Origin of the sequence: Kribbella sindirgiensis (assembly GCF_004331435.1) — a bacterium.
Classification (GTDB): Bacteria; Actinomycetota; Actinomycetes; order Propionibacteriales; family Kribbellaceae; genus Kribbella; species Kribbella sindirgiensis.
In genome coordinates, this window is record NZ_SJKA01000001.1 from 321,273 (window position 1) to 341,250 (window position 19,978).

Genomic DNA, 19,978 nt, shown 5'->3' on the forward strand with positions numbered 1-19,978 from the left:
GTCAGTCCCGCAGCTCCCGTCGATGGTCGTCGCCTCGCAGTGTGAGCAATGCGATCACACTGACCGCACAGGTGACCACCACGTACCAGGCCGGGATGTCGATGTTCTTCGTGCGCTTGATCAGCTCGGTGATAATCAGCCCGGCCGAACCCGAGAAGACCGCGTTCGACAGCGAGTACGCCAGCCCGAGCCCGGTGTAGCGCGCACGGGTCGGGAACATCTCCGCCAGCATCGCCGGCCCGGGTCCCGCCATCAGCCCGACGACGAGGCCGGCCACGAACACCGCGACTCCCTTGGCCGCGTTCCCCGACTCCTTGTCCTGCAGCAGGTTCATCAAGGGGAACGCCAGTACGACGACCAGCGCCGCGCCGGCCACCATCACCGGCCGCCGCCCGATCCGGTCGCTCAACCACCCGGCAGGAAGAATCGAGACCGCGAACCCGGTGTTCGCGAGCACGGTCGCGACCAGCGCCTGCTGGAAGGTCGCGTTCAGCGTCGCCTGCAGGTACGACGGCATCACCACGAGGAACGTGTAGCCGGCCGCGGACCAGCCCATCAGCCGCCCGATGCCGAGGGCGATCGCCTTGGCCACCTCACCGGCCGCGGCCGGCCGCGGCTGCTCCTGGACACGCGTGAAGCTCGGCGTCTCGTCGAGCTTGAGTCGCAGCCACAACGCGACCAGACCGAGCGGCAGCGCCACCAGGAACGGCACCCGCCAGCCCCAGTCCGACAACGCGTCCTTGCTCAACGTGGTCGCGAGAGTCGCGGCCAACCCCGCGCCCGCGAGCAGGCCAAGCGCGACAGTGAACGACTGCCAGGCGCCGTACAGGCCGCGCTTCGTCCGGGGCGCGAACTCCGTCATGATCGACACCGCACCGCCGAACTCACCGCCCGCCGACAGGCCCTGCAGCGCCCGAACCAGCGTCAGCAACCACGGGGCCGCCGCGCCGACGCTCGCGTACGTGGGCAGCAGACCGATCAGCGTGGTGGACAGCGTCATCAGCAGCAGTACGAGGATCAGCGTCGGCCGCCGCCCGATCCGGTCGCCGACCCGGCCGAACACCGCGGCCCCGATCGGGCGGAAGAAGAACGCCAGCGCGAACGACGCGTACGTCTTGATCAGACTCTCCGCGTCGCTGGTCGCCGTACTGCTGAAGAAGTTCGCGGCGATCACGGTGGCGAAGAAGCCGTACGCCCCGAACTCGTACCACTCGACGAAGTTCCCGACCGTCCCGGCCACCAACGACCGCCGCGTCCTGACCTCGACAGCGCCACTCATCCGAACCTCTTCCGTAACTTTCTCCCACCCACCACGACCATCTTGGTCTATCTTTTCCCAATCCCGCGACCCGCAGTGCAACCCTCCGGACACCGTCAGATCTTCTTGCGTCACAAAGGAGTGGTGAACCGGCCAGACGCGGGAACGACTTCGACCGCGGCAACGCGGCGCGCTTGCCGCAGACGGTGGCACTGCTCACCGCGGCTCGTGGAGAGACAGCTTCACATGCGGCTCATGCGTCAGCCATCGACTCGCCACGCCGTCACGGGCGATCCCCTCGAGCCACACCGCAGCACCACCCATCCGCGGATCCGCCCAGCACGACCCGGCACGCCACCATCGCCCGATCGGGACCGAGCCGCTCTCGGACCGCTTCGAGACCGAGCTCGTCCAGCCGGGCGAACATGGTCAGGCAGGGCACCGTGACCGACGCCCCACCCTCAGCTACGAAGAGCCGGATTATCCAATGCTCGCGGTCACCGGTCCAGCCGCTCCCGGTTGCAACAAGTTGCAACTTCTTTCCGATCCAGACCCATTGTGACGGGACTCCTTGACGGATACCTTCTGTAGTCACTCGCCTCGGGGGAGTAGCGGGAATCCGTCCATCACTCGCTAAGGGGACTGAATGTCGAAATCACGTTTGATGCGTAGAAAGCTCGCAGTCGTAGCTGCCATTGGGGTAGTTCTGGCTGGGTCGGCCGCACCGGTGTCCGCTAGCGCAATCGCCGATGGCCCGACAGGGCCCCTCGCCGGCGAAATGCGCCGGTTACTGAAGCTGCAACCCGGTGGCGTGCAGGTCAGTGACAACGCGCTGGTCTGGGAGGCGACCGGCACCGTCGTCGTGTGGCCCAGTCCAGGCGAGCGCGTAGCACCGAAGGGCCTTGGCAGCAACGTGCGGCGCGACGCCGCCCGTCGCATGGGCGTGGAACCGCTCACGGAGAACAGCATTCAAGATGTGTACGGCTGCCCGTCCGGTATCACGGTCAAGGATTACTACTGCTTTTACACAGACATAAATTTTGGTGGGAGGAGACTTCAGTTCACCGGTGCCACGGGCTCGGGATATGCCAGCAGTTGGGGTTTCGACAACCAGACCTCAAGTTGGGTGAACACTGACAGTGACGTGACGATCCATGCTTACGATGCAACAACAGGTACTGGATGGCTGTGGGACGAGCCAGAGAACGCCCGCGTTTCCTACGTCGGTGACACGAAGAACGATCGTATGTCGTGGTGGACCACATAAACCTAGACTAGTAGTAGACGCGATAACTGACTGCAGCCGGAATACGAATCCCGAGGCTGCCTGCATGCTTGGTTAAAATCTCTTCGCTGGCCAGGAGGCTGCCTGTCTTCGGGCTGAACATCACAACCTGTCGCTGCGGAAGGCCGGTCAGGGCGCTGTCGATCGCGAAGCACTCGGCCGGCCGACCCGCGCGGTCAGTCATACGTCCGAGATAGATGATGTCCGGTCGCGTAGCGAGCAGTCGCAGGAGACTCGCTCGAACCGCTGAACTTGGCTGGCTCTCGTTGTACAGGTCGTTGATCGCGATGATCAGTTCTCCGGTGCCGAGTTGGTCAACCGGATGAGCCGCTTTCAATGCAATGAATAGGCGGTCAACGTCCGAGGGCAAAGGCAGGTTTGGGAACATTGGCGAATATCCGCCCGGCTGCCAGGATTCGTCCCGGACGACCGTCCCTTGCTTTCCCGGCGAGCCGCCGCCTTCCCAAGCCGACCGGTATTCAGAATTGGGGAAATATGGCTTACCTGTCCTTGTCGTGATATGACCCGAGCGGTCCGCATTCCAGGTGAGCTCGGTGATCTCCGGTACCACGGCGGAGCGGATCTGCGTACCGTTGATTCGTGTCGACAGCGACCACGACTCAGTTCGCACAATGTGCGGACCAGAGCCGTCGCCGGGTAGTTCGGTGTCAGTTTGAGCCACGGCGGCGAGGCGATGCAGTGCGTCCCTGGCTGGTTGCCCGCTGGCCAGGACCTTGTCGAGCAGGGGCGGCGTTGCCGCCGTAGCAGGTTGCGTCGCGCCAAAGGGATCGGTAACCACGATGGCGACGGCTCCTGCGGTTACCGCTGCAACACCGACAAGGAGCGAACGCCGGCCGATCCATCGTTGGCGGACAGATATCCGGGCGGGTTCGCCATGCAGAATGTGCTCGAGATCTTCGCGAGCTCGCCGATCCAGTGGCCCGCCACTGGGCATATCCGCGGCGGGATCGGCCCGACGGAGCGCTTCAATCTTGTCTGTCGAGGTCATCAGTAGTCTCCCTTGGTACCTCTGAGGGCCGATGTTTGATCGCCTGCTTGCCTGCCGCCATGGATAGCTGCGTCTAGCCTGCGGCGCGCGCGATGCAGCCGGACGGACGCGGCGGCGGCCGAGCAGTCGAGGGCGATGCCAAGGTCGCGGCCGGTCAAGCCTTCCCATGCGTGGAGCATCAGAACCTGCTGGTCGTCAACGCTAAGTGTGTTGAGAACCCGCAGAACCTCTTCGAGAGCATGCGACCACTCCGCTCGCTCAGCCGTGTCGGCTTGGTAAGCGATCGAGGAGTAGCCACCAAGCGTCCTGTATGCCTCTGCGGTCCGCTGGTCTCGGCGTCGCTCGTTGGCCAGTACGTTGGCGGCAATCTTGTAGAGCCAAGGCAATGCCCGAGCGGTCGGCAGCGTGCCACGCCGCCGCCAAGCGATGGCGAACGTGTCTGCGACGAGGTCGCGAGCACGCTCGGGGTCACGCGTGCGGCGAGCGGCGAACCGTAGCAGGGCCCAGTAATGATCCCTGTACAGATCCTCGAACGCCGTCCGGTCGACTTCCGTCATCTGCTCCACACCCTCATATGTCTCAACGACCCGATTCATTACACCCGGCACGATCGTTCGACCCATGGTGACCCCACACCCTCAGCTGTGAAGCACCCCCATTGCCTCTGACAAGACCTCTGTGTTCCGTTCGGCGACATCGGCGGCGGTCAGCCAGCCGGTTCGTCGCCGTCGGCGCCGTCGCACTGACCATGGTCATCGTTGGCGGGGTCGCCGTCGTCGGGCCGACTGTCCTCGACCACCTGTCCGGACGCCACCGTGGCGGCGACTCCTGGGCGAGGGTGATCCGGACGTGTTCAGATGAACGGATCGACTCGGGGCGACCTGGCCGACGATACGACGTGCCTTCGCGAGGTGCTCGCCGTCTGGAACTCCTCGCACAGCAGGTCGGCCAACCACGACTGCGGCGGTCGGTCACACACCGGTCAGTCGCGCGCGATCGTGGTCGAGAACGCGGACCTCCGTAACCTCGAGAACGTGCGGCTCCACCGCGAGGGCGTCGCCGCCCTGGCCGGGTGCGGGCGCGACCCAGCAGGCCGGCTTCGACGTCGGCCAGAACAGCTCGCTGGCGATGGGTCCTGCGGATGCCCGGCAAGCCGATCACCTGGGCGGCGGAGCGCACGTACGCCGACGACGGTTCAGTCAAACGCACCGGATCGCCCGCCGGCGTCCAGGTGCAGGACGGCACCGAACCCACGTCGTACCGTTGCAGTGTCCCCTTGACACCGGGTTCCCGCGGCTCGATGATCGGGTCGCTGTACCGGTTTATCTCCAGTTGCTGACTCCCCAGTTCGCCAGGCGGCGACGAGTACTTAACCGATATAGCGACCCGCCCACCTGTGACGAGGAGTCGATCAGCTCATGAAGCGAAGGACCCTGTTGTCAGCCCTGGCCGCCGGAACCGCCGCGGCCGCCACCGGCGCCGCGCTGCCCGCCGCGGCCGCGGACAAGCGCCGCCCGCGCGCGAAGACCGGACCGGTCACCGTCGCGTACATCGAGGTCAACGACCACAGCATGCTGAACGCCGGCAAGTACACGCTGGCCAACGGCGGCGCCCAGGTGATCGACGTCGCCGTGATCTTCGCGGCGAACATCAACTACGACGGCACGAACGCCTACCTGCACTTCAACGACCAGGTGACGAGCGTGCTGAACAACGTCGCCACCCAGGTCCGCCCGCTGCAGCAGAAGGGCATCAAGGTCCTGCTCTCGATCCTCGGCAACCACCAGGGCGCCGGTTTCGCGAACTTCCCGACCCAGGCCGCGGCCGACGCGTTCGCGCAGCAACTCGCGGACGCGGTCAACCAGTACGGCCTGGACGGTATCGACTTCGACGACGAGTACGCCGAGTACGGCAACAACGGCACCGGTCAGCCGAACGACTTCTCGTTCGTCTACCTGGTCCAGGCGCTCCGTGCGAAGCTCCCGAACAAGCTCATCACGCTCTACGACATCGGCCCGTCCGCCGAACGCCTGACGTACAACGGCCAGAGCATCGTCGACACCTTCGACTACGGCTGGAACCCGTACTACGGCAGCTGGGGCGTCCCGTCCGCGCCGAGCGTGAAGTCACGCCAGTCGCCGGCCGCGGTCTCGTACACCGCGACCAGCTCCAGTACGGCGGCCTCCCTCGCGCAGCGCACCGTCAACGAGGGGTACGGCGTCTTCCTCACGTACAACCTCACCGAGTCCGACACGTCGGCGTACATGAGCGCCTTCACCCAGAAGCTCTACGGCAGCGCGACGGTCTACAAGCCGTAGACCCAGCCGGGCTGCCAATCGAACGGCTCCTCGATCAGCTCCGCCAGCGGGGCTCCGCTGCCCAGGAGGTGGTCGAGGGCCCATCGGTTGGCCGAATGCGCAACCACAAGCACTGTGCCGGCGTCATACCAGCGCTTCAGATCAGCAAGGAACGACCGGGTCAGTTCTACGACGTCTGCGTACGACTGACCGCCCGGAAACGGGGTGTGGACGCGCTCGACCCTGGGGGCGAGCGCGTCCCGCGGCGCGCCGTTCAGCTCGCCGTAGTTGCACTCGCGCAGCCGCCAGTCCTGGAAGTGCGGCACCGTCAGCCCGGACAGCTCGACCGTCTGCACCGCGCGTCGCAGGTCCGAGCTGAAGACCAGGTCGACACCGCGCCGCCGGTCCCCCAGTTCCCGCGCCTGCTCGCGGCCCGCGGCCGACAGCTCTCCCGGCAACCAGCCGGTCGCCACTCCGTGCTCATTGTCGACCGTGGTGGCATGGGTCTCGTAAATCAGCTTCATAACCTCACAGTCAATCTCCCTTTGCCCCGGTTACCGGCGGGTATATACTCAAGTTACTGGCGAGTTAAGTTGGGAGCCTCTGTGAGTCACTACAAGTCGAATCTGCGGGACATCGAGTTCAACCTGCTCGAGGTCCTGGGCCGAGGTGACGTGCTCGGTCAGGGCCCGTACGCCGAGATGGACGTCGACACCGCCCGCGAGGTGCTCGCGGAGGTCGACCGGCTGGCCAAGCACGAGCTGGCCGAGTCCTTCGCGGAGGCCGACCGGAACCCGCCGGTCTTCGACCCCGAGGCCCACGAGGTCCGGATGCCCGAGGCGTTCAAGAAGAGCTACCACGCCTACATGGACGCCGAGTGGTTCAAGCTCGAACTGCCGGCCGAGCTGGGCGGCCAGCCGACCCCGCCGTCGCTGCGCTGGGCCGCCGCCGAGCTGGTCCTGGGCGCCAACCCACCGGTGCACATGTACGCCGCCGGCCCGAACTTCGCGCACGTGCTGTGGCGCAACGGGACCGAGCGGGACAAGAAGATCGCGCACCACATCATCGAGCGCGGCTGGGGCGCCACCATGGTGCTGACCGAGCCGGACGCCGGCTCCGACGTCGGCGCCGGGCGGACCAAGGCCACGCTGCAGGACGACGGGTCCTGGCACATCGAGGGCGTCAAGCGGTTCATCACCTCGGGCGAGCACGACATGACCGAGAACATCGTCCATCTGGTCCTCGCCCGGCCGCAGGGCATCGAGGGCGTCGGCGGTCCGGGCACGAAGGGGCTGAGCCTGTTCGTGGTTCCGAAGTACGACTTCGACCTCGAGACCGGCGAGCTGACCGGTGAACGCAACGGCGCCTTCGTCACGAACGTCGAGAAGAAGATGGGCATCAAGGTGTCCACCACCTGCGAGATCACCTTCGGCGACAGTAACAACGGAGGGCCGGCGAAGGGCTGGCTGCTCGGCGAGGTGCACGACGGCATCGCGCAGATGTTCCAGGTGATCGAGTACGCGCGGATGATGGTCGGCACCAAGGCGATCGCGACCCTGTCGAGCGGCTACCTGAACGCGCTCGAGTACGCCAAGGAGCGGGTCCAGGGCGCCGACATGACGAACCCGGCCAAGGACGCGCCGCGGGTCACGATCACCCACCACCCGGACGTACGGCGGTCGCTCCTGACCCAGAAGGCGTACGCCGAGGCGCTGCGGGCGCTCGTGCTGTTCACGGCGACGTACCAGGACCGGGCCGAGCAGGCGCGGTACGCCGGTGAGCACGACAAGCTGGCCGAGGGCGTCAACGACCTGCTGCTGCCGCTGGTGAAGGGCTACGGCTCGGAGAAGTCCTGGACGCTGCTCGGCACCGAGTCGCTGCAGACGTTCGGCGGCTCCGGCTTCCTGCAGGACTACCCGATCGAGCAGTACGTGCGGGACGCGAAGATCGACACGCTCTACGAGGGCACGACGGCCATCCAGGGCCAGGACCTGTTCTTCCGCAAGATCATCAAGGACCAGGGCAAGGCACTCGGCCACCTCGCCGAGCAGGTGCAGGCGTTCGTCGCCTCCGAGGCCGGCAACGGCCGGCTGAAGGAGGAGCGCGGGCTGCTCGCCAAGGGTCTCGAGGACACGCAGAAGATCCTGGGCATCATGGGGCAGGCCCTCATGGCCGCCAACCCGCAGGCCGAGAACGGCGACCCGCGGAACGTCTACAAGGTCGGCCTGAACACCTCGCGGCTGCTGTTCGTCCTCGGCGACGTGGTCTGCTCGTGGCTGATGCTCCGGCAGGCCGAGGTCGCGCTGGAGAAGCTGGGCGGCGAACTGTCCCCGGCCGACCAGGACTTCTACACCGGCAAGGTCGCGGCCGCCCAGTGGTTCGTCCGCTCGACGATGCCGACCGTCCGCGCCGAGCGCATCAAGGCCGAACTCACCGACCTCGACGTGATGGACCTGCCCGAGTCCGCCTTCTGAGGCCGCAACCTGCCCGTACTCCTCCGGCTCGGCCACTTGCGCGGGCCGAGCCGGGGGTTCGGGGCCGTCGGCAAGCATGCCCCGAGTGAGGTCGGGGCATGAAATCGGCTGATCTGCCCCGGGTTGCCCCACGATCTGCCCTGTTGCGGAGCGTGGCGGTGTAGCAACGTTTCTGCCCTGAAACACCGCGACCCTGGCTTGGCCTCCCCTGTCCGGGCCAGGGTCGCGCCCAAACCTCCCCGGGTGGAACCAGCAGATGTGTCCGTACGTCGGTGTGAATGTGTCGAGACCCGGTCGTCGTAGGCTGTCCGCGATGCGCCTCCGACTTCTCATCGCCCTGCTCGCGGCCCTCGCGTTCCTCCCCGCCCTGCCGGCGCGCGCGGAGACACCCGAGCTGCCGGACCGGATCGCCGCCGCCTGGCGAACCGATCACCTGTCCGTCGACGGGCGACTCGCGATCCCCGAGACCGAGCTGGACCGGATCCGGGCCGCGATGCGTACCGCGGGCATCCCGGTGTACGTCGCGCTCGTGCCGCGGACGCCGTACCTGCGGGGCAGCAGGTCGGACCTGCCCACCCTGCTGCATGCACGGATCGGCGAGCCGGGGGTGTATGTGGTCGCGATCGTGGACGCCGACTACTGGTCGACGACCGCGGAGCTTTACCGGCCGGCCGGACTCCGGGGCCGCGACCTGACCAGCGTGCGGTCCGCGGACAAACAGCGCCTCGCCATCGTCTCGGATCGGCCGGCGCCGCAGGTCGTCCGCACGATCCAGCAGGCGTCGACGGCGTACGACGGCCGCGCCCTGCCGCCGGTCCCGGCGGCAGACCTGGAGCCGGACCGGGACGGCAGTCGCGACGGCGGCCTGTCGGTGAGCGACAAGAAGGACCGGGCGACGGCTGTCGGTGGCGTCATCGGCGGGCTGCTCGCGTTCGTGCCGATGCTGGTGGCCGCCCTGCGGTACCGGCCCGGCTCGAAGAGCACGAAGCGCGGGTCGGTCGACAAGCCGCCGATCGAGCCGTCTCGGGTACGACGGCAGGCGGACGGCAAGATCAGGCAGGCCGAGCAGGCACTGGCGCGCCTGGACAGTCGCCGTACCAAGTCGAACGCACAGCTGGACCAGCGCGACGACGCCTACCGCCGGCTCGATGCGGCACGGGCGGTGCGCGCGGACCAGCCGGACGACGTACTCGCCCTGGCCGGTGCGTTCGTGCTCGCACGGCAGGCGGAGCGGGTCGCCTCCGGCGCGGCGCTGCAGCCGCCGTGCTTCTTCGACCCGATGCATCAGCCCGGCACGATCAAGGTCGACTGGTCGGACGACGTCGAGGTCCCGGCCTGCAAGTCGTGTGCGACCGCCGTAGGCCGGGGCCGGACGCCGCGTGGTCTGCGGGTCCTGGCCAAGGCGGGGCTGCTCGGGCGCAAGCCGGTGCCGTACTGGACGCTCGACCCGGAGGACAGCCCGATGGTGGCGAGCGGATTCGGCGCGCTCTCCGACGATCTGCCCGAGCGGATCGGCGCCCGGCAGGACGAGGTCCGATGAGGCGGCTCATCCTGTTGCTGGCGGCAACGGTCTTCGCGCTCACCGGGAGTGCGCAGGCGGCCACGCCGACCGATTCCCGGATCGCCGCGGCGGTCGCGATCTGGGCGGAACGGCCGCTGTACGTCGATCCGGATTTCATCTCCGTCACCGACAGCGCCGAGACGCTGCGAGTCATCTCAGGCGCGAAGTATCCCGTGTTCGTTGCCGTCGTGCCGAGCGGCGAGTGGTTCCCCGAGCAGGGCGACACCAAGTTGCTCGCCGGCCGGCTGGCGGCCGCGAACGGCAAGCCCGGGCTGTACGTCGTGATGGACGGCACCCGGACGGACGGCGTAGCGCACCAGCTGGGCGTGTCCACGCCGAGCTGGACCTACGGCGACTACGAAGAGGCGCTCAGCAAGCAGCTCACGGAGTACCTCGACGGGGTGAAGGAGTCGACGTACAGCACGCCCGAGCCTGCCCGGACCGAGCCGCTGCCGCCCGACCCGGAGGACTCGTCCCCGCGGAAGCCGGAGAAGTTCACCGTCGGCACAGCGATCGGGCACGGCGCCGGCGGTGTCTTCATCGGGCTGATCTGCGGCGCCCTCCTCGGCGTCATCGTACTGACCGTGGCAGCGCAAGCCCGTGCACGGAAGAAAGGACGCGCGTGAGAACCCGGATTCTGCTGAGCTGCTTGGCCGCGGTGCTGACCCTGCTGGTCGCCGCCCCCGCCGAGGCCGGTCCGACGCGGACGCCGGCCGAGCGGGCGCGCGAGATCGCGACCGCGCTGGCCAAGGACCCGTTGTACATCGACCCGGCGTACAAGACGGCGCTGCCCGCGAACCTGCAGGAGGACGTCAGCAAGAAGGCGGGCGCGCTCGGGTACCCGGTCTACACGATGGTGCTGCCGCTGACGCCGAGCGACGAGTTCCAGGGCCAGGAGCAGAACGTGCTGACCCTGGTGATGGACGCGCTCAAGCGGCCGGGGCTGTACGTCGTGGTCGACGGCGGGAGCCGCTTCCCCTGGTACGAGGCGAAGAACGTGCCGCAGGTCAACGAGGAGAAGCTCGACGCGTCGCGGACCCGCGCGCTGGAAGACACCGGGTACGACGCGGGGCCGACCGAGGTGCTGGCCCGGATGTACGAGCTGCTCGCGCAGCCGGGGATCCCGAAGACGTCCAAGCGGCCGTCCGGTTCGGTGTCCCCCGTGCTCGACCCGGAGGGCCGCGGGTGGGGCGTCGCGCTGTCGATCGTCGGTGGACTCGTCGTCCTGGTCGGGCTCGGCCTGGTGATCGGGCGCCGGCGCGGCGCCGGCCGCGGCAAGACGTTCCGGATCCCGCCGCACGTGGCCGCGACGGTGGCGGCCGAGCGGCGCCGCCGGCTGACCCGGGAGACGAACGCCGAGCTGACCACGCTCGGCTCGCAGCTCGCCGCGCTCCCAGCGACCGCAGGCGCGGGCCTCGTGCACCAGCACCAGCAGGCCGCTCTCGACGGCCATGCCGCCGCGTCGAAGGTCCTCGACTCGTCGCCGGGCCTCGTCGACCTGGTCGGCGCGATGGTCCTGCTGGACAAGGCCCGCCGTGAGTACGCCGCCGCGGTCGCGATCGCGGCCGATCGCAAGGTGGAGGTCGTACCGGACCTGTGCGCGTTCAACCCGCTGCACGGTCGCTCGTCCGGTCGGCCGACCAAGGTGGAGTCCGACGGTACGACGCTCACGCTGCCGCTGTGCGACGAGTGCCGGCAGGCGCTCAAGCGCAAGTCGGCGCCGGCGTCGCTGCCCGGCGAGGACGGGCCGTACTGGTACGAGGACTCGGTCTGGGCCCGGACCTTCTTCGGCACCACCGGCGACGATCTGGCCGCTGCCGTCGCCAGGGGCGAGCTGAGCCGCTGACAGGGTGCCCCTGAGCGCGGCTCAGGGACGCCTCGGGGGATCTGCCGGATCCTGGGGCCTGGCCCCGGAGCCTACTGTCGTTGCGACAACGTGGGTGGGCTCGAGAAGAGGCGGACGATGGCGGAGAACAAGCAGCTCGGCGTGATCCTGCTGGTGGCGGCAGCCGGGCTGGCGTTCTGGCAGTTCGGGGATCGGGACTCCGACGACACGCACAAGATCGACGACAAGATCACCACGGTCCAGCTCGCCGCGGGCCACGCCGACATCACGATCAACGTGTCCGACGACGACCAGGCCAGCGTGCGCGAGAAGCGCAAGTTCTGGTTCTGGAAGCACGGCGACGCGTACTCGGTGAAGGACGGCGTACTCAAGCTCGACGGCGACTGCGGCTGGCAGTGCACCGCCGACTTCGAGGTGACCGTGCCGCGCGGCACCAAGGTCACCGGCGACAACGGCAGCGGCGACCTCGAGATCACCGGCGTGGCGGGCATCGACGCGAAATCCAACTCCGGCAAGGTCGAGCTCCGCGAGGTCAAGGGCGACGTCAACCTCGACGTCACCTCCGGGGACGTGAGCGTTCAGGACCTGACCGGCAAACTCGACGTCAAGGCCAACTCCGGCGACATCGAGGCCCGGGACCTGCGCGGCGGTGCGGTGAACGTCGAGACGACGTCCGGCGATATCGAACTCGACGTCTCCGAGGCCAACGACATCCGCGCCAAGGGCACCAGCGGCGACATCGAGATCAGCGCCCCGACCGGCGCCTACAAGGTCACCACCGAGAGCAGGCACGGCGAGGTCGAGGACGGCCTCGGCAACACCACGACCGCCGGCCACACTCTGACGGCGACCACCACCTCAGGGGACATCGAACTCAACAGTCGCTGAGAACTACTCCTTGATGTCGCGGTGGTGTTCCTCGACGACGCGGTACTCCTCCTCGACGGCTGGGTCGATGGCGTCGGTCTCCACGCGCCGGCGGCGGTTGGTGATGTAGAAGGAGAGCACGATGCCGGCCAGGCCGGCGAGTAGCAGGATGTAGCCGACGACCTGCAGGTTCACGGCGTCCCAGGTGTCGCGGACGGCGAACGCGAACACGGCACCGACCACCATCAGAAAGATCCCCACACCGATGCTCATCCGAGCCTCCCAGCGAGTCCTTTGACCTACACCTTCGACGGTACCCCTCAGTCAAACAAGTTACTTACTGCCGGAGAGGACGAGTTCGACACGGTTCGGGCCGTCGGGCGTGATGCGGACGGGGACACCCCAGTCCTGGCGGTGCATGTGGCAGGCGGGGAACTCCACCTCGGCGGAGTCGTCGCACGACGCGGCCTGGACGGCCACGTGGAGGACCCCGGATCCGGCGTGTGGGTCGATGACGAGACGGCGTACGAGATCCGTGGAGTCGCCCGCTCCGTCGCGGAGCAGGTTGTCCGGCGTGGAGGACACCAGCAGCCGCGTGGACGGGCCGTAGCGGTCGTCCAGCTTCTGCCCCGGCGGCGGGTTGAACACGACCTCCAGCGTGACCTCGCCGGCGGCGAGATCCATCGGCGGGCGCTGCGTCCGCGTGCTGAACTCGTCGGCGGTCGCGGAGGCGCCGAGCGGGATCCGCGTCAGGCGATGCGCAGCCGACTCGACGACGAGCAACTCGTTGCCCACGACAACGGCACCGCTCGGCTCGGCCAGCCCGGTGGCCATCGTCTCGACGGTCTCGGTCCGCGGGTCATAACGCCGTACGGCGCCGTTGTAGGTGTCGGCGACCGCGACGGACCCGTCCGGGAGGACGGTCACCCCGAGCGGGTGCTGCAACAACGCCTCGCTCGCCTTACCGTCGCGCAGCCCGAAGTCGAAGAGCCCGGTGCCGACCGCGGTGTGCACCTCGGTGTCGATCCACCGCAGCGCCGAGATCTCCGAATCGGCCAGCCACAGGCGTTCGCCGTCCGCCGCGAGCCCGCTCGTCTGCGCGAACCACGCCTCGCCCAACGGCCCGTCCTTCAGCCCTTCGTTGGTCGTACCGGCCGCGACCGCGGTCTCCCCGGTGAACGGATCGAACGTCCACACCTGGTGTACGCCGGCCATCGCGATCCACACCTTGCCGCCCCACCAGGCGACATCCCACGGCGAACTCAGTACGTCGGTCCCGTCGCCGTCCATCCATTGCTTGCCGGTGCCAACCAACGTCGTCACCTGACCGTCCGCGAGGGACACCCCGCGCAGCGCGTGGTTGACGGTGTCCGCGACCACCACGTCGTACCCGACCTCGGCGGCCACGTCCGACGGCAGGATCACAAGCCCGTTCGGCTCGGAGAAGCTCGCCTGGTCGGGAGCACCATCTGCGAAACCGCGATGCCCCGTTCCGATCCGGCGTACGACGGTGGTCGCGTCGGCGGCAAGCTCGACGATGCTGTGGTTGCCGGCGTCGGCGACCAGGAACCCGTTGTCCACCGCAACGACCTTCGCGGGGAAGCGGAGATCCGACGGCTCGGGGGTCGGCGCGACGTACGGCGATTTGCCGCGGGTGAGCGTGCCGGCCTCTTCGTGCTGCACGATCAGCTCGGCCAGCAACGCGTCCAGGGCGTGCTCGTGACCTTCGCCGGAGTACTGCGCGACGACATACCCGTTCGGATCCACCAGCACCAGCGTCGGCCAGGCGCGTGCGGTGTAGTTCTGCCAGGTGATCAACTCCGGGTCGTCCAGCACCGGATGCCCCACCTCGTACCGCTCGACAGCGGCCCGCACCGCCGCCTCCTCCCCCTCGTGCGCGAACTTCGGCGAATGCACCCCCACAATCACCAACGCGTCCCCGTACTTCTCCTCCAACGGCCGCAACTCATCCAGCACATGCAGACAGTTGACACAACAAAACGTCCAAAAATCCAGCAACAAGTGACGACCTCGGAAGTCCGCGATCGAGTACGATTTGCCACCCGTGTTCAACCACGACCGGCCGCGAAGCTCAGGGGCGCGAACGAGAGGACGGCGTTTACCGGGGACCGGAGCGGAACTCATGCCCCCATTGTCGCCGAACCGTCCAAGGGCTCGGCCCAGCTGATCACCAGACGATCGTTCGGCACGAAGCGCGCACCGCGGCGACCTCGCGACACAGCGACTTCGTCGATGGCCAGTTTCAGCAGGCGGCGGCGCTCGTGAACCGTTGCTTCCGACCACTTTTCGGCTCGGAGCACAGGAGAGTAGAGCCATCCTGTGTCGACGACCGGGGCCGGAAGACTTGCCAAGCTCGATTCGAGATCGCAGATACGACGTGTGAGCGCCTCGTGGAGTGGCAGGTACCGGTCGCGGTCGAGGATACGGCGCAGGTAATAGTCCTGATCGAGCACTGTACGTGCGGTCTGCTCGTCAACCAGAGCAGCCTGGATCGATGCGCGCCTGAGGACTGTCTCGGGGTCGACTTCCGCCGCCAAGCGTTCGACAACCGCCTGTCGCAGCGGATCCCCGTCCTTGAGTGCGTCCAGACGGTCCATCCAGAGCTGTGCGACGGCGGCGTCCAACGCGGGCTGGTAGGCACCACCAGGCGCTGTGCAGCGATGACCGACCCGTACCGACTGGCAGCGATACGAGTTGCCTTGCTTGCTCATCCGCTCGGCGCAACCTGCGCAACGCAACAGGCCCGTCAGCAGGTATTCGCTGTCTGGGGAGCGCCGGCCCCGCCGTACGCCGTACTTGGACAGCCTGGTCCGTTCCGCGAACGCTGCGGCGAGCTGTCGCTGCTCGACAGGTGATATCAACGGCTGCTGGCCCGGCGCCATGACTGATACCGGCTGCCCGGTGGCAGGGTCCGTCCACGGCCGGACGATCCCACGGTACCGGCCATCGGCGTGCTTGAGCGTCTCTGGCAGCAGACCTGCGAGAGCGGGCGAGCGAAGGAGCTGCGCAATGGATCCAACACCCCACCTGTGGCCCCTCGGCGACGGGACACCACCATCGTTCAACCAACGTGCCACCTCGGCGAGCGATGCACCCCCGAGAATCCTGTCGACGATCTGCCGAACGACAGGTCCGGTTGCCGGGTCTACCGCAAGCCGTCCGTCCTGTACGACAAGACCGTACGGCGGAGCCCCACCGATCCATTGTCCCTTCGACCGGAGATATCGCTTGGCGGATCGAACTCGCAGACTGAGATTCTCCGACTCGGATCGAGCACGCTCTGCGAGCATCTCGACCAATCGCCGATCGGATTGCTCGGAAGTGTCGAGGCCGTCGTGCACCGATATCAGTCGGCCACCCACCGCTCCGATCGTTTGCAGGAACTCGCCGACCTGCCCGATTCCCTGTCTGGACAACCGATCGAGCTTCCAGACCACAAGCGTCCCGACTACACCGGAGGAGACGGCCGCCAGTGCTTGTCGGAGTCCCTGGCGGCGTCCGGCGGCGTCGAGGTAGGCGGACCGTCCACGATCGACGTGGACCTGACGCACCTTCAGTTGCTGCTCGCCGGCCCAGCTCCGGCAGTCGGCTTCCTGCCGTTCGATTGCTGTTTGTCCGGCACGATCGATGGAGACCCGCAGATACAGGTCGGCGTACTCGTTCCTCGTCATCGCACTGTCCCCCATGAAGCTCCGCACCGCAACTACCGCGAGTGAACAGGTCTATCGGATCCCTCCGACATTCTTGGCCTGACGGGTGTGACGATCGGTCAGGCTGCTAGATCGGCAGGATCAAGGTGTCTGTCAGGAGTTTGGCGGTTTTGCGGAGGGTTGCCGGGGAGGAGGAGAGGTCGGTGGCGAGGGTGTAGGGGGTGAGGGTTTCGCCGGGGCCTACCAGGCGGTGGCGGTGGGCGAGGAGCCAGACGATGGCTCGGGGCCAGGTGGAGAGGCGGGCCTTGGCGAGGAGTTCGGGGGCGTCGCGGACCAGGCGTTCGGCGATGTCGAAGGCGTCCGGTGCGTACGACGTACCGAGGGTTTCGCCGGCCATCAGCCAGGCGTGCGGCGCGAGGACCGAGAGCGTGGCGGCCTGGTGGTTGTCCAGGCCGCGGAGGTCGGGCTGCGGTGGGGAGCCGAGGCCGGCCAGCGCTCGGTAAGCGTCTTCCAGGTCGTTGGTCGCGTCGTCGAGGAAGACCCGCTCACCCGGTTTCGAGCCGACCGGGTCGATCATCGCGGCGGCTTCCAGCGCCGGCTGCCAGACGTCGACGGCGTCGACCGCCTCGTCGACGGCGTCCAGCGGCAGGTGCGTCCGCTCACCGGCGAACTCGAGCCACGCCTTGACGACCACCGGGACCGCGTCGAAATAGGTGCTGTCAGCAAGCACCTTGCGGGGCAGCCAGTGCGCGAGGAAGAGCTCGACCAGTACGGCGCTGACGCGCTGCGGACCGCCGACGGTGTGGTCGACCGCGTGGTCGATCCACAGCCGGGCGATGTCCGCGGCATCGTCGGGCAGACCAACGGCATACCGCGAGTCGAGGAACTCCTCGACCAGCTGCTCGCGCTGGCGTGGGGTCATCAGCGGGCGGATCGGCGGCCGGACCGGGCGCTCCGGCATCTGGGTCAGCCGATTCACCAGCAGGCCGGTGAAGAACTCGAAGTCCTCGCTGACCGGCGGATCGTCGTAGTCGCGGGTCTCGCCCAGCGCCTGCAGGATGATGCCGGCCGCGATCGGCGGGCGCACGGTCCGGATGGTGACCCGGCCGCCGCGCTCGTACGCCTCCAGGACGCGGTCCACCGGCGGGCCGACGAAGACGTCCTTGATGATCGCGCCGAGGTTGTTGTCGATGAACACCACCACGGTGTGCGGGTGCTGCTCGTCGTCGTAGTCGAGCACGACGCTCAGCCCGTCACCGGTGATGTCCTCGGACACGATCGCGCTGGTCAGCCGGAACCCGGCGATCCGGGTCACCCACTCCGGCACTTCGTCCTGCGTCCGCAAGCGGGACACATGCGCCCGCTGCAGCGGCAGCCGCCCGGCCGGGCCGACGGTCCGCGCCAGGCTGGTCAGCAGGACGAACGACTCGAGGTCACGGCGCTCGCCGAGCACCCGCGCCGCGTCGGCCCAGAAGAACCGTTCCACCTCGCCGATCTCGTCCGGGAGGCCGGCCGGCCAGAGCTGGTCGGCGAGCATCGCCGCCGAGCGCGCCACCGACGCCTCGGCGATCACCGGGTGCAGGGCGGCCGGCACCGCGGCCATGTCGAGGGCAAGCGTTTCCAGCAAGGTCTCGAGCACGGCGACACTCGGCGTCGTGTCGACGTCCACAGCCGTCGGCACGGGCTGCTCACCCGGGTCGGAGCCGACGAGCCGCAGATGGCTGCGCCGTCCGTCCCGTCCACTCGGAGACTTGGTCACCTCCGTGAGATTACCGTCCGCACCCCGTCCCCCGCAGTCCTGCCAGCGCGCCCTGTGGACAACCCCGCCGTACGACTTTGAGAACCCACCAACCGTTTCCCGAGTGGAAATGTGGTTGGTGGGTTCTCAAAGACGGTGTAGGTCAGCCCTTGAGGGCGCCGGCCATCAGACCGCCGATGAACCAGCGGCCCAGGAGGATGTAGACGAGCAGCGTCGGGAACGACGTGATCAGCGCGCCCGCCATACTCGCCGCGTAGTCGACCTTCTGGCCGCCGGCGAGCGCTGCCAGGCCCAGGGTCACCGGGCCGTTGTTCTGCTGAGTCAGGAACAACGCGAACAGGAAGTCGTTCCAGACCGAGGTGAACTGCCAGATCAGGGTCACCACGAACCCGGAGATCGAGATCGGCAGGATGATCCGGAGATAGGTCTGGATCAGCCCGGCGCCGTCCACCCGGGCCGACTCGATGATCTCGTTCGGCACGATCGTGGCGTAGTAGTTCCGGAAGATCAGCGTGCAGATCGGCAGACCGTAGATACAGTGCGCGAGGATCAGCGTCGGTACGCCCCGGGTCACGTCCAGTTCGGTGAACGTCGTCCGCAGCGGCAGCATCACCGCCTGGTACGGGATGAACATGCCGAACAGGATGAACGCGAACACGATGTTCGCCCCGGGGAACCGCCAGCGGGCCAGCACGAACCCGTTCGCGGATCCGATCAGCGACGAGATGATCGCGGCCGGGATCGCCAGCGACAGCGACCGGATCATGTACGGCTGCAGGACGTCCCAGGCCTTGCGCCAGGGCTCGAGCGTCCATTCCTTCGGCAGGTTCCACTGCGAGGCCGCGGTGGTGTCGCCGGAGGTCTTGAAGCTGGTGATCACGACGACGTACACCGGGGTGAGCACGAACAGCAGGAAGAAGAGCAGCAGGATGTACCGCACGGTCCGGCTGCGCCTGGTCGACCCGTCCGCGATCACGCCGCGCTTCTGCGGTTTCCGGCTGATCGCCGCGGCAGCCTGGCCGGTGGCGGCGGCGGTCTCGGCGCTCATTCCTCGTTCTCCTGCCGGACGGTGTACGCGATGTACGGGATGACCAGGACGGCGACGACGGCGAGGAGCACGATCGCGATCGCGGCCGCCTTGGCCTGGTCGCTGCGCAACAAGGTGTTCCACATGTAGACCGAAGGCACCTCGGTGCGGAACTGGTTCGGCCCGGTGATCGCGTAGATCAGGTCGAACAGCTTCAGCGACATGTGCCCGAGGATGATCAGCGCGGACAGCGCGATCGGCGACAACTGCGGGAACAGGACGTGCCGGTACAGCTTGAACTCCGACGCGCCGTCCACCCGGGCCGCCTCACGCAGCTCCGGCGGGATGCCCCGGAAACCGGCCAGGAACAGCGCCATGATGTACCCGGACAGCTGCCAGACCGCGGGCAGCGCGATGGACGCCATCGTCGTCCATCTACTCCCGGCGGTCCACCACGGATTCTCCAGGAAGTTCAGATGGAGGATCTCGAACAACCGGTTCAGACCGCGCGCGTCCTCGCCCTGGGACGGGTTCAGCAACCAGCCCCAGACCACCCCCGAGGCGATCATCGAGATCGCCATCGGGAACAGGTAGACCGACCGGAAGATCGACTCGCCGGGCACGCCCTTCTCCAGCAGCAGCGCCCAGAGCAGGCCGAAGATCAGCGTGCCCACGATGAACGCCACCGTGAGCACGCCGAGGTTCTTCAGCGAGTTGATGAACCGTTCCTCACCGAACAGGTGCCCGTAGTTCTCGAACCCGACGTAGTCCGCCGGGCCCTTGCGCGCGGTGTGCCGGTTCGTCAGCGAGGTGTTGAAGGACCACGCGATCAGCCCGTAGACGAAGTACCCGAGCAGCAGCACGGTCGGCAGCAGCACCAGGGCTCCAGGTCCCCAGGTGCGAATTCTTCCGTGCACCGCTCAG

18 protein-coding genes and 1 pseudogene are annotated in these 19,978 nt (G+C 67.6%); 8 read left to right on the forward strand and 11 right to left on the reverse strand.

What is annotated here, in order from left to right:
* Position 1: 1 nt before the first annotated feature.
* Both E0H50_RS01590 and E0H50_RS43650 read right to left on the reverse strand, forming a co-directional pair.
* The gene (locus tag E0H50_RS01590; protein WP_131283959.1) at positions 2-1,279 is read right to left on the reverse strand and encodes an MFS transporter; all 1,278 of its coding nucleotides are present in this window, start codon (positions 1,277-1,279) and stop codon (positions 2-4) included.
* Between the two features lie 228 nt (positions 1,280-1,507).
* A pseudogene (locus E0H50_RS43650) lies at positions 1,508-1,685 on the reverse strand (ISL3 family transposase); the annotation flags it as partial.
* 219 nt (positions 1,686-1,904) lie between these two features.
* Here E0H50_RS43650 and E0H50_RS01595 point away from each other — a divergent pair.
* A complete protein-coding gene (locus E0H50_RS01595) occupies positions 1,905-2,525 on the forward strand; it encodes a peptidase inhibitor family I36 protein (RefSeq protein ID WP_131283961.1) in 621 nt (206 codons plus the stop codon).
* Between the two features lie 7 nt (positions 2,526-2,532).
* Here the strand turns inward: E0H50_RS01595 and E0H50_RS01600 are convergent, their stop codons facing one another.
* The gene (locus tag E0H50_RS01600; RefSeq protein WP_131283964.1) at positions 2,533-3,552 is read right to left on the reverse strand and encodes a CU044_5270 family protein; all 1,020 of its coding nucleotides are present in this window, start codon (positions 3,550-3,552) and stop codon (positions 2,533-2,535) included.
* Complete coding sequence (locus E0H50_RS01605) at positions 3,552-4,175, reverse strand: RNA polymerase sigma factor (RefSeq protein WP_202867967.1); 624 nt, start codon at positions 4,173-4,175, stop codon at positions 3,552-3,554. The genes E0H50_RS01600 and E0H50_RS01605 overlap by 1 nt, the downstream gene beginning before the upstream one ends.
* Before the next feature lie 518 nt (positions 4,176-4,693).
* Between E0H50_RS01605 and E0H50_RS01610 the strand changes: the two genes are divergently transcribed.
* Both E0H50_RS01610 and E0H50_RS01615 read left to right on the forward strand, forming a co-directional pair.
* The gene (locus E0H50_RS01610; RefSeq protein WP_131283966.1) at positions 4,694-4,891 is read left to right on the forward strand and encodes a hypothetical protein; all 198 of its coding nucleotides are present in this window, start codon (positions 4,694-4,696) and stop codon (positions 4,889-4,891) included.
* A 232-nt stretch (positions 4,892-5,123) separates the two neighbouring features.
* Positions 5,124-5,870 carry an endo-beta-N-acetylglucosaminidase H gene (locus tag E0H50_RS01615; RefSeq protein ID WP_475009207.1) on the forward strand — a complete coding sequence of 249 codons (747 nt, stop codon included), beginning with the start codon at positions 5,124-5,126 and terminating at the stop codon, positions 5,868-5,870.
* On the opposite strand, the gene E0H50_RS01620 is transcribed toward E0H50_RS01615, so the two are convergent.
* Positions 5,858-6,373, reverse strand: coding sequence for a histidine phosphatase family protein (locus tag E0H50_RS01620; protein ID WP_131283971.1), 516 nt, complete (start codon positions 6,371-6,373; stop codon positions 5,858-5,860). The genes E0H50_RS01615 and E0H50_RS01620 overlap by 13 nt on opposite strands.
* An 81-nt stretch (positions 6,374-6,454) precedes the next feature.
* Between E0H50_RS01620 and E0H50_RS01625 the strand changes: the two genes are divergently transcribed.
* The 5 genes from E0H50_RS01625 to E0H50_RS01645 all read left to right on the forward strand — a co-directional run bounded on the left by E0H50_RS01625 (position 6,455) and on the right by E0H50_RS01645 (position 12,618).
* The gene (locus E0H50_RS01625; protein WP_131283973.1) at positions 6,455-8,323 is read left to right on the forward strand and encodes an acyl-CoA dehydrogenase; all 1,869 of its coding nucleotides are present in this window, start codon (positions 6,455-6,457) and stop codon (positions 8,321-8,323) included.
* 313 nt (positions 8,324-8,636) lie between these two features.
* Entirely contained in the window at positions 8,637-9,863 is a 1,227-nt protein-coding gene (locus E0H50_RS01630; RefSeq protein WP_131283975.1) for a hypothetical protein, read from the forward strand.
* Positions 9,860-10,510 carry a hypothetical protein gene (locus E0H50_RS01635; RefSeq protein ID WP_131283977.1) on the forward strand — a complete coding sequence of 217 codons (651 nt, stop codon included), beginning with the start codon at positions 9,860-9,862 and terminating at the stop codon, positions 10,508-10,510. Before E0H50_RS01630 ends, E0H50_RS01635 begins: the two co-directional genes overlap by 4 nt.
* Positions 10,507-11,730: a hypothetical protein gene (locus E0H50_RS01640; protein WP_131283979.1), complete on the forward strand. Its 1,224-nt coding sequence runs from the start codon at positions 10,507-10,509 to the stop codon at positions 11,728-11,730. Before E0H50_RS01635 ends, E0H50_RS01640 begins: the two co-directional genes overlap by 4 nt.
* A 117-nt stretch (positions 11,731-11,847) precedes the next feature.
* The gene (locus E0H50_RS01645) at positions 11,848-12,618 is read left to right on the forward strand and encodes a DUF4097 family beta strand repeat-containing protein (RefSeq protein ID WP_131283981.1); all 771 of its coding nucleotides are present in this window, start codon (positions 11,848-11,850) and stop codon (positions 12,616-12,618) included.
* Positions 12,619-12,621: 3 nt separating this feature from the next.
* Here the strand turns inward: E0H50_RS01645 and E0H50_RS01650 are convergent, their stop codons facing one another.
* From E0H50_RS01650 to E0H50_RS01675, 6 genes are all read right to left on the reverse strand, one after another.
* Positions 12,622-12,870, reverse strand: coding sequence for a DUF6458 family protein (locus E0H50_RS01650; RefSeq protein ID WP_131283983.1), 249 nt, complete (start codon positions 12,868-12,870; stop codon positions 12,622-12,624).
* Between the two features lie 60 nt (positions 12,871-12,930).
* Positions 12,931-14,742 (reverse strand): NHL domain-containing thioredoxin family protein, encoded by a 1,812-nt coding sequence (locus E0H50_RS01655; RefSeq protein ID WP_131283985.1) that lies wholly within the window; start codon positions 14,740-14,742, stop codon positions 12,931-12,933.
* A complete protein-coding gene (locus E0H50_RS01660) occupies positions 14,739-16,289 on the reverse strand; it encodes a recombinase family protein (protein ID WP_165546972.1) in 1,551 nt (516 codons plus the stop codon). The genes E0H50_RS01655 and E0H50_RS01660 overlap by 4 nt, the downstream gene beginning before the upstream one ends.
* Before the next feature lie 106 nt (positions 16,290-16,395).
* On the reverse strand, positions 16,396-18,027 hold the full coding sequence (locus E0H50_RS01665) for a hypothetical protein (protein WP_238150706.1): 1,632 nt from the start codon (positions 18,025-18,027) through the stop codon (positions 16,396-16,398).
* A gap of 142 nt (positions 18,028-18,169) precedes the next feature.
* Positions 18,170-19,075 (reverse strand): carbohydrate ABC transporter permease, encoded by a 906-nt coding sequence (locus tag E0H50_RS01670; protein ID WP_131283989.1) that lies wholly within the window; start codon positions 19,073-19,075, stop codon positions 18,170-18,172.
* The gene (locus E0H50_RS01675) at positions 19,072-19,971 is read right to left on the reverse strand and encodes a carbohydrate ABC transporter permease (RefSeq protein ID WP_131283991.1); all 900 of its coding nucleotides are present in this window, start codon (positions 19,969-19,971) and stop codon (positions 19,072-19,074) included. Before E0H50_RS01675 ends, E0H50_RS01670 begins: the two co-directional genes overlap by 4 nt.
* Positions 19,972-19,978: the final 7 nt, after the last annotated feature.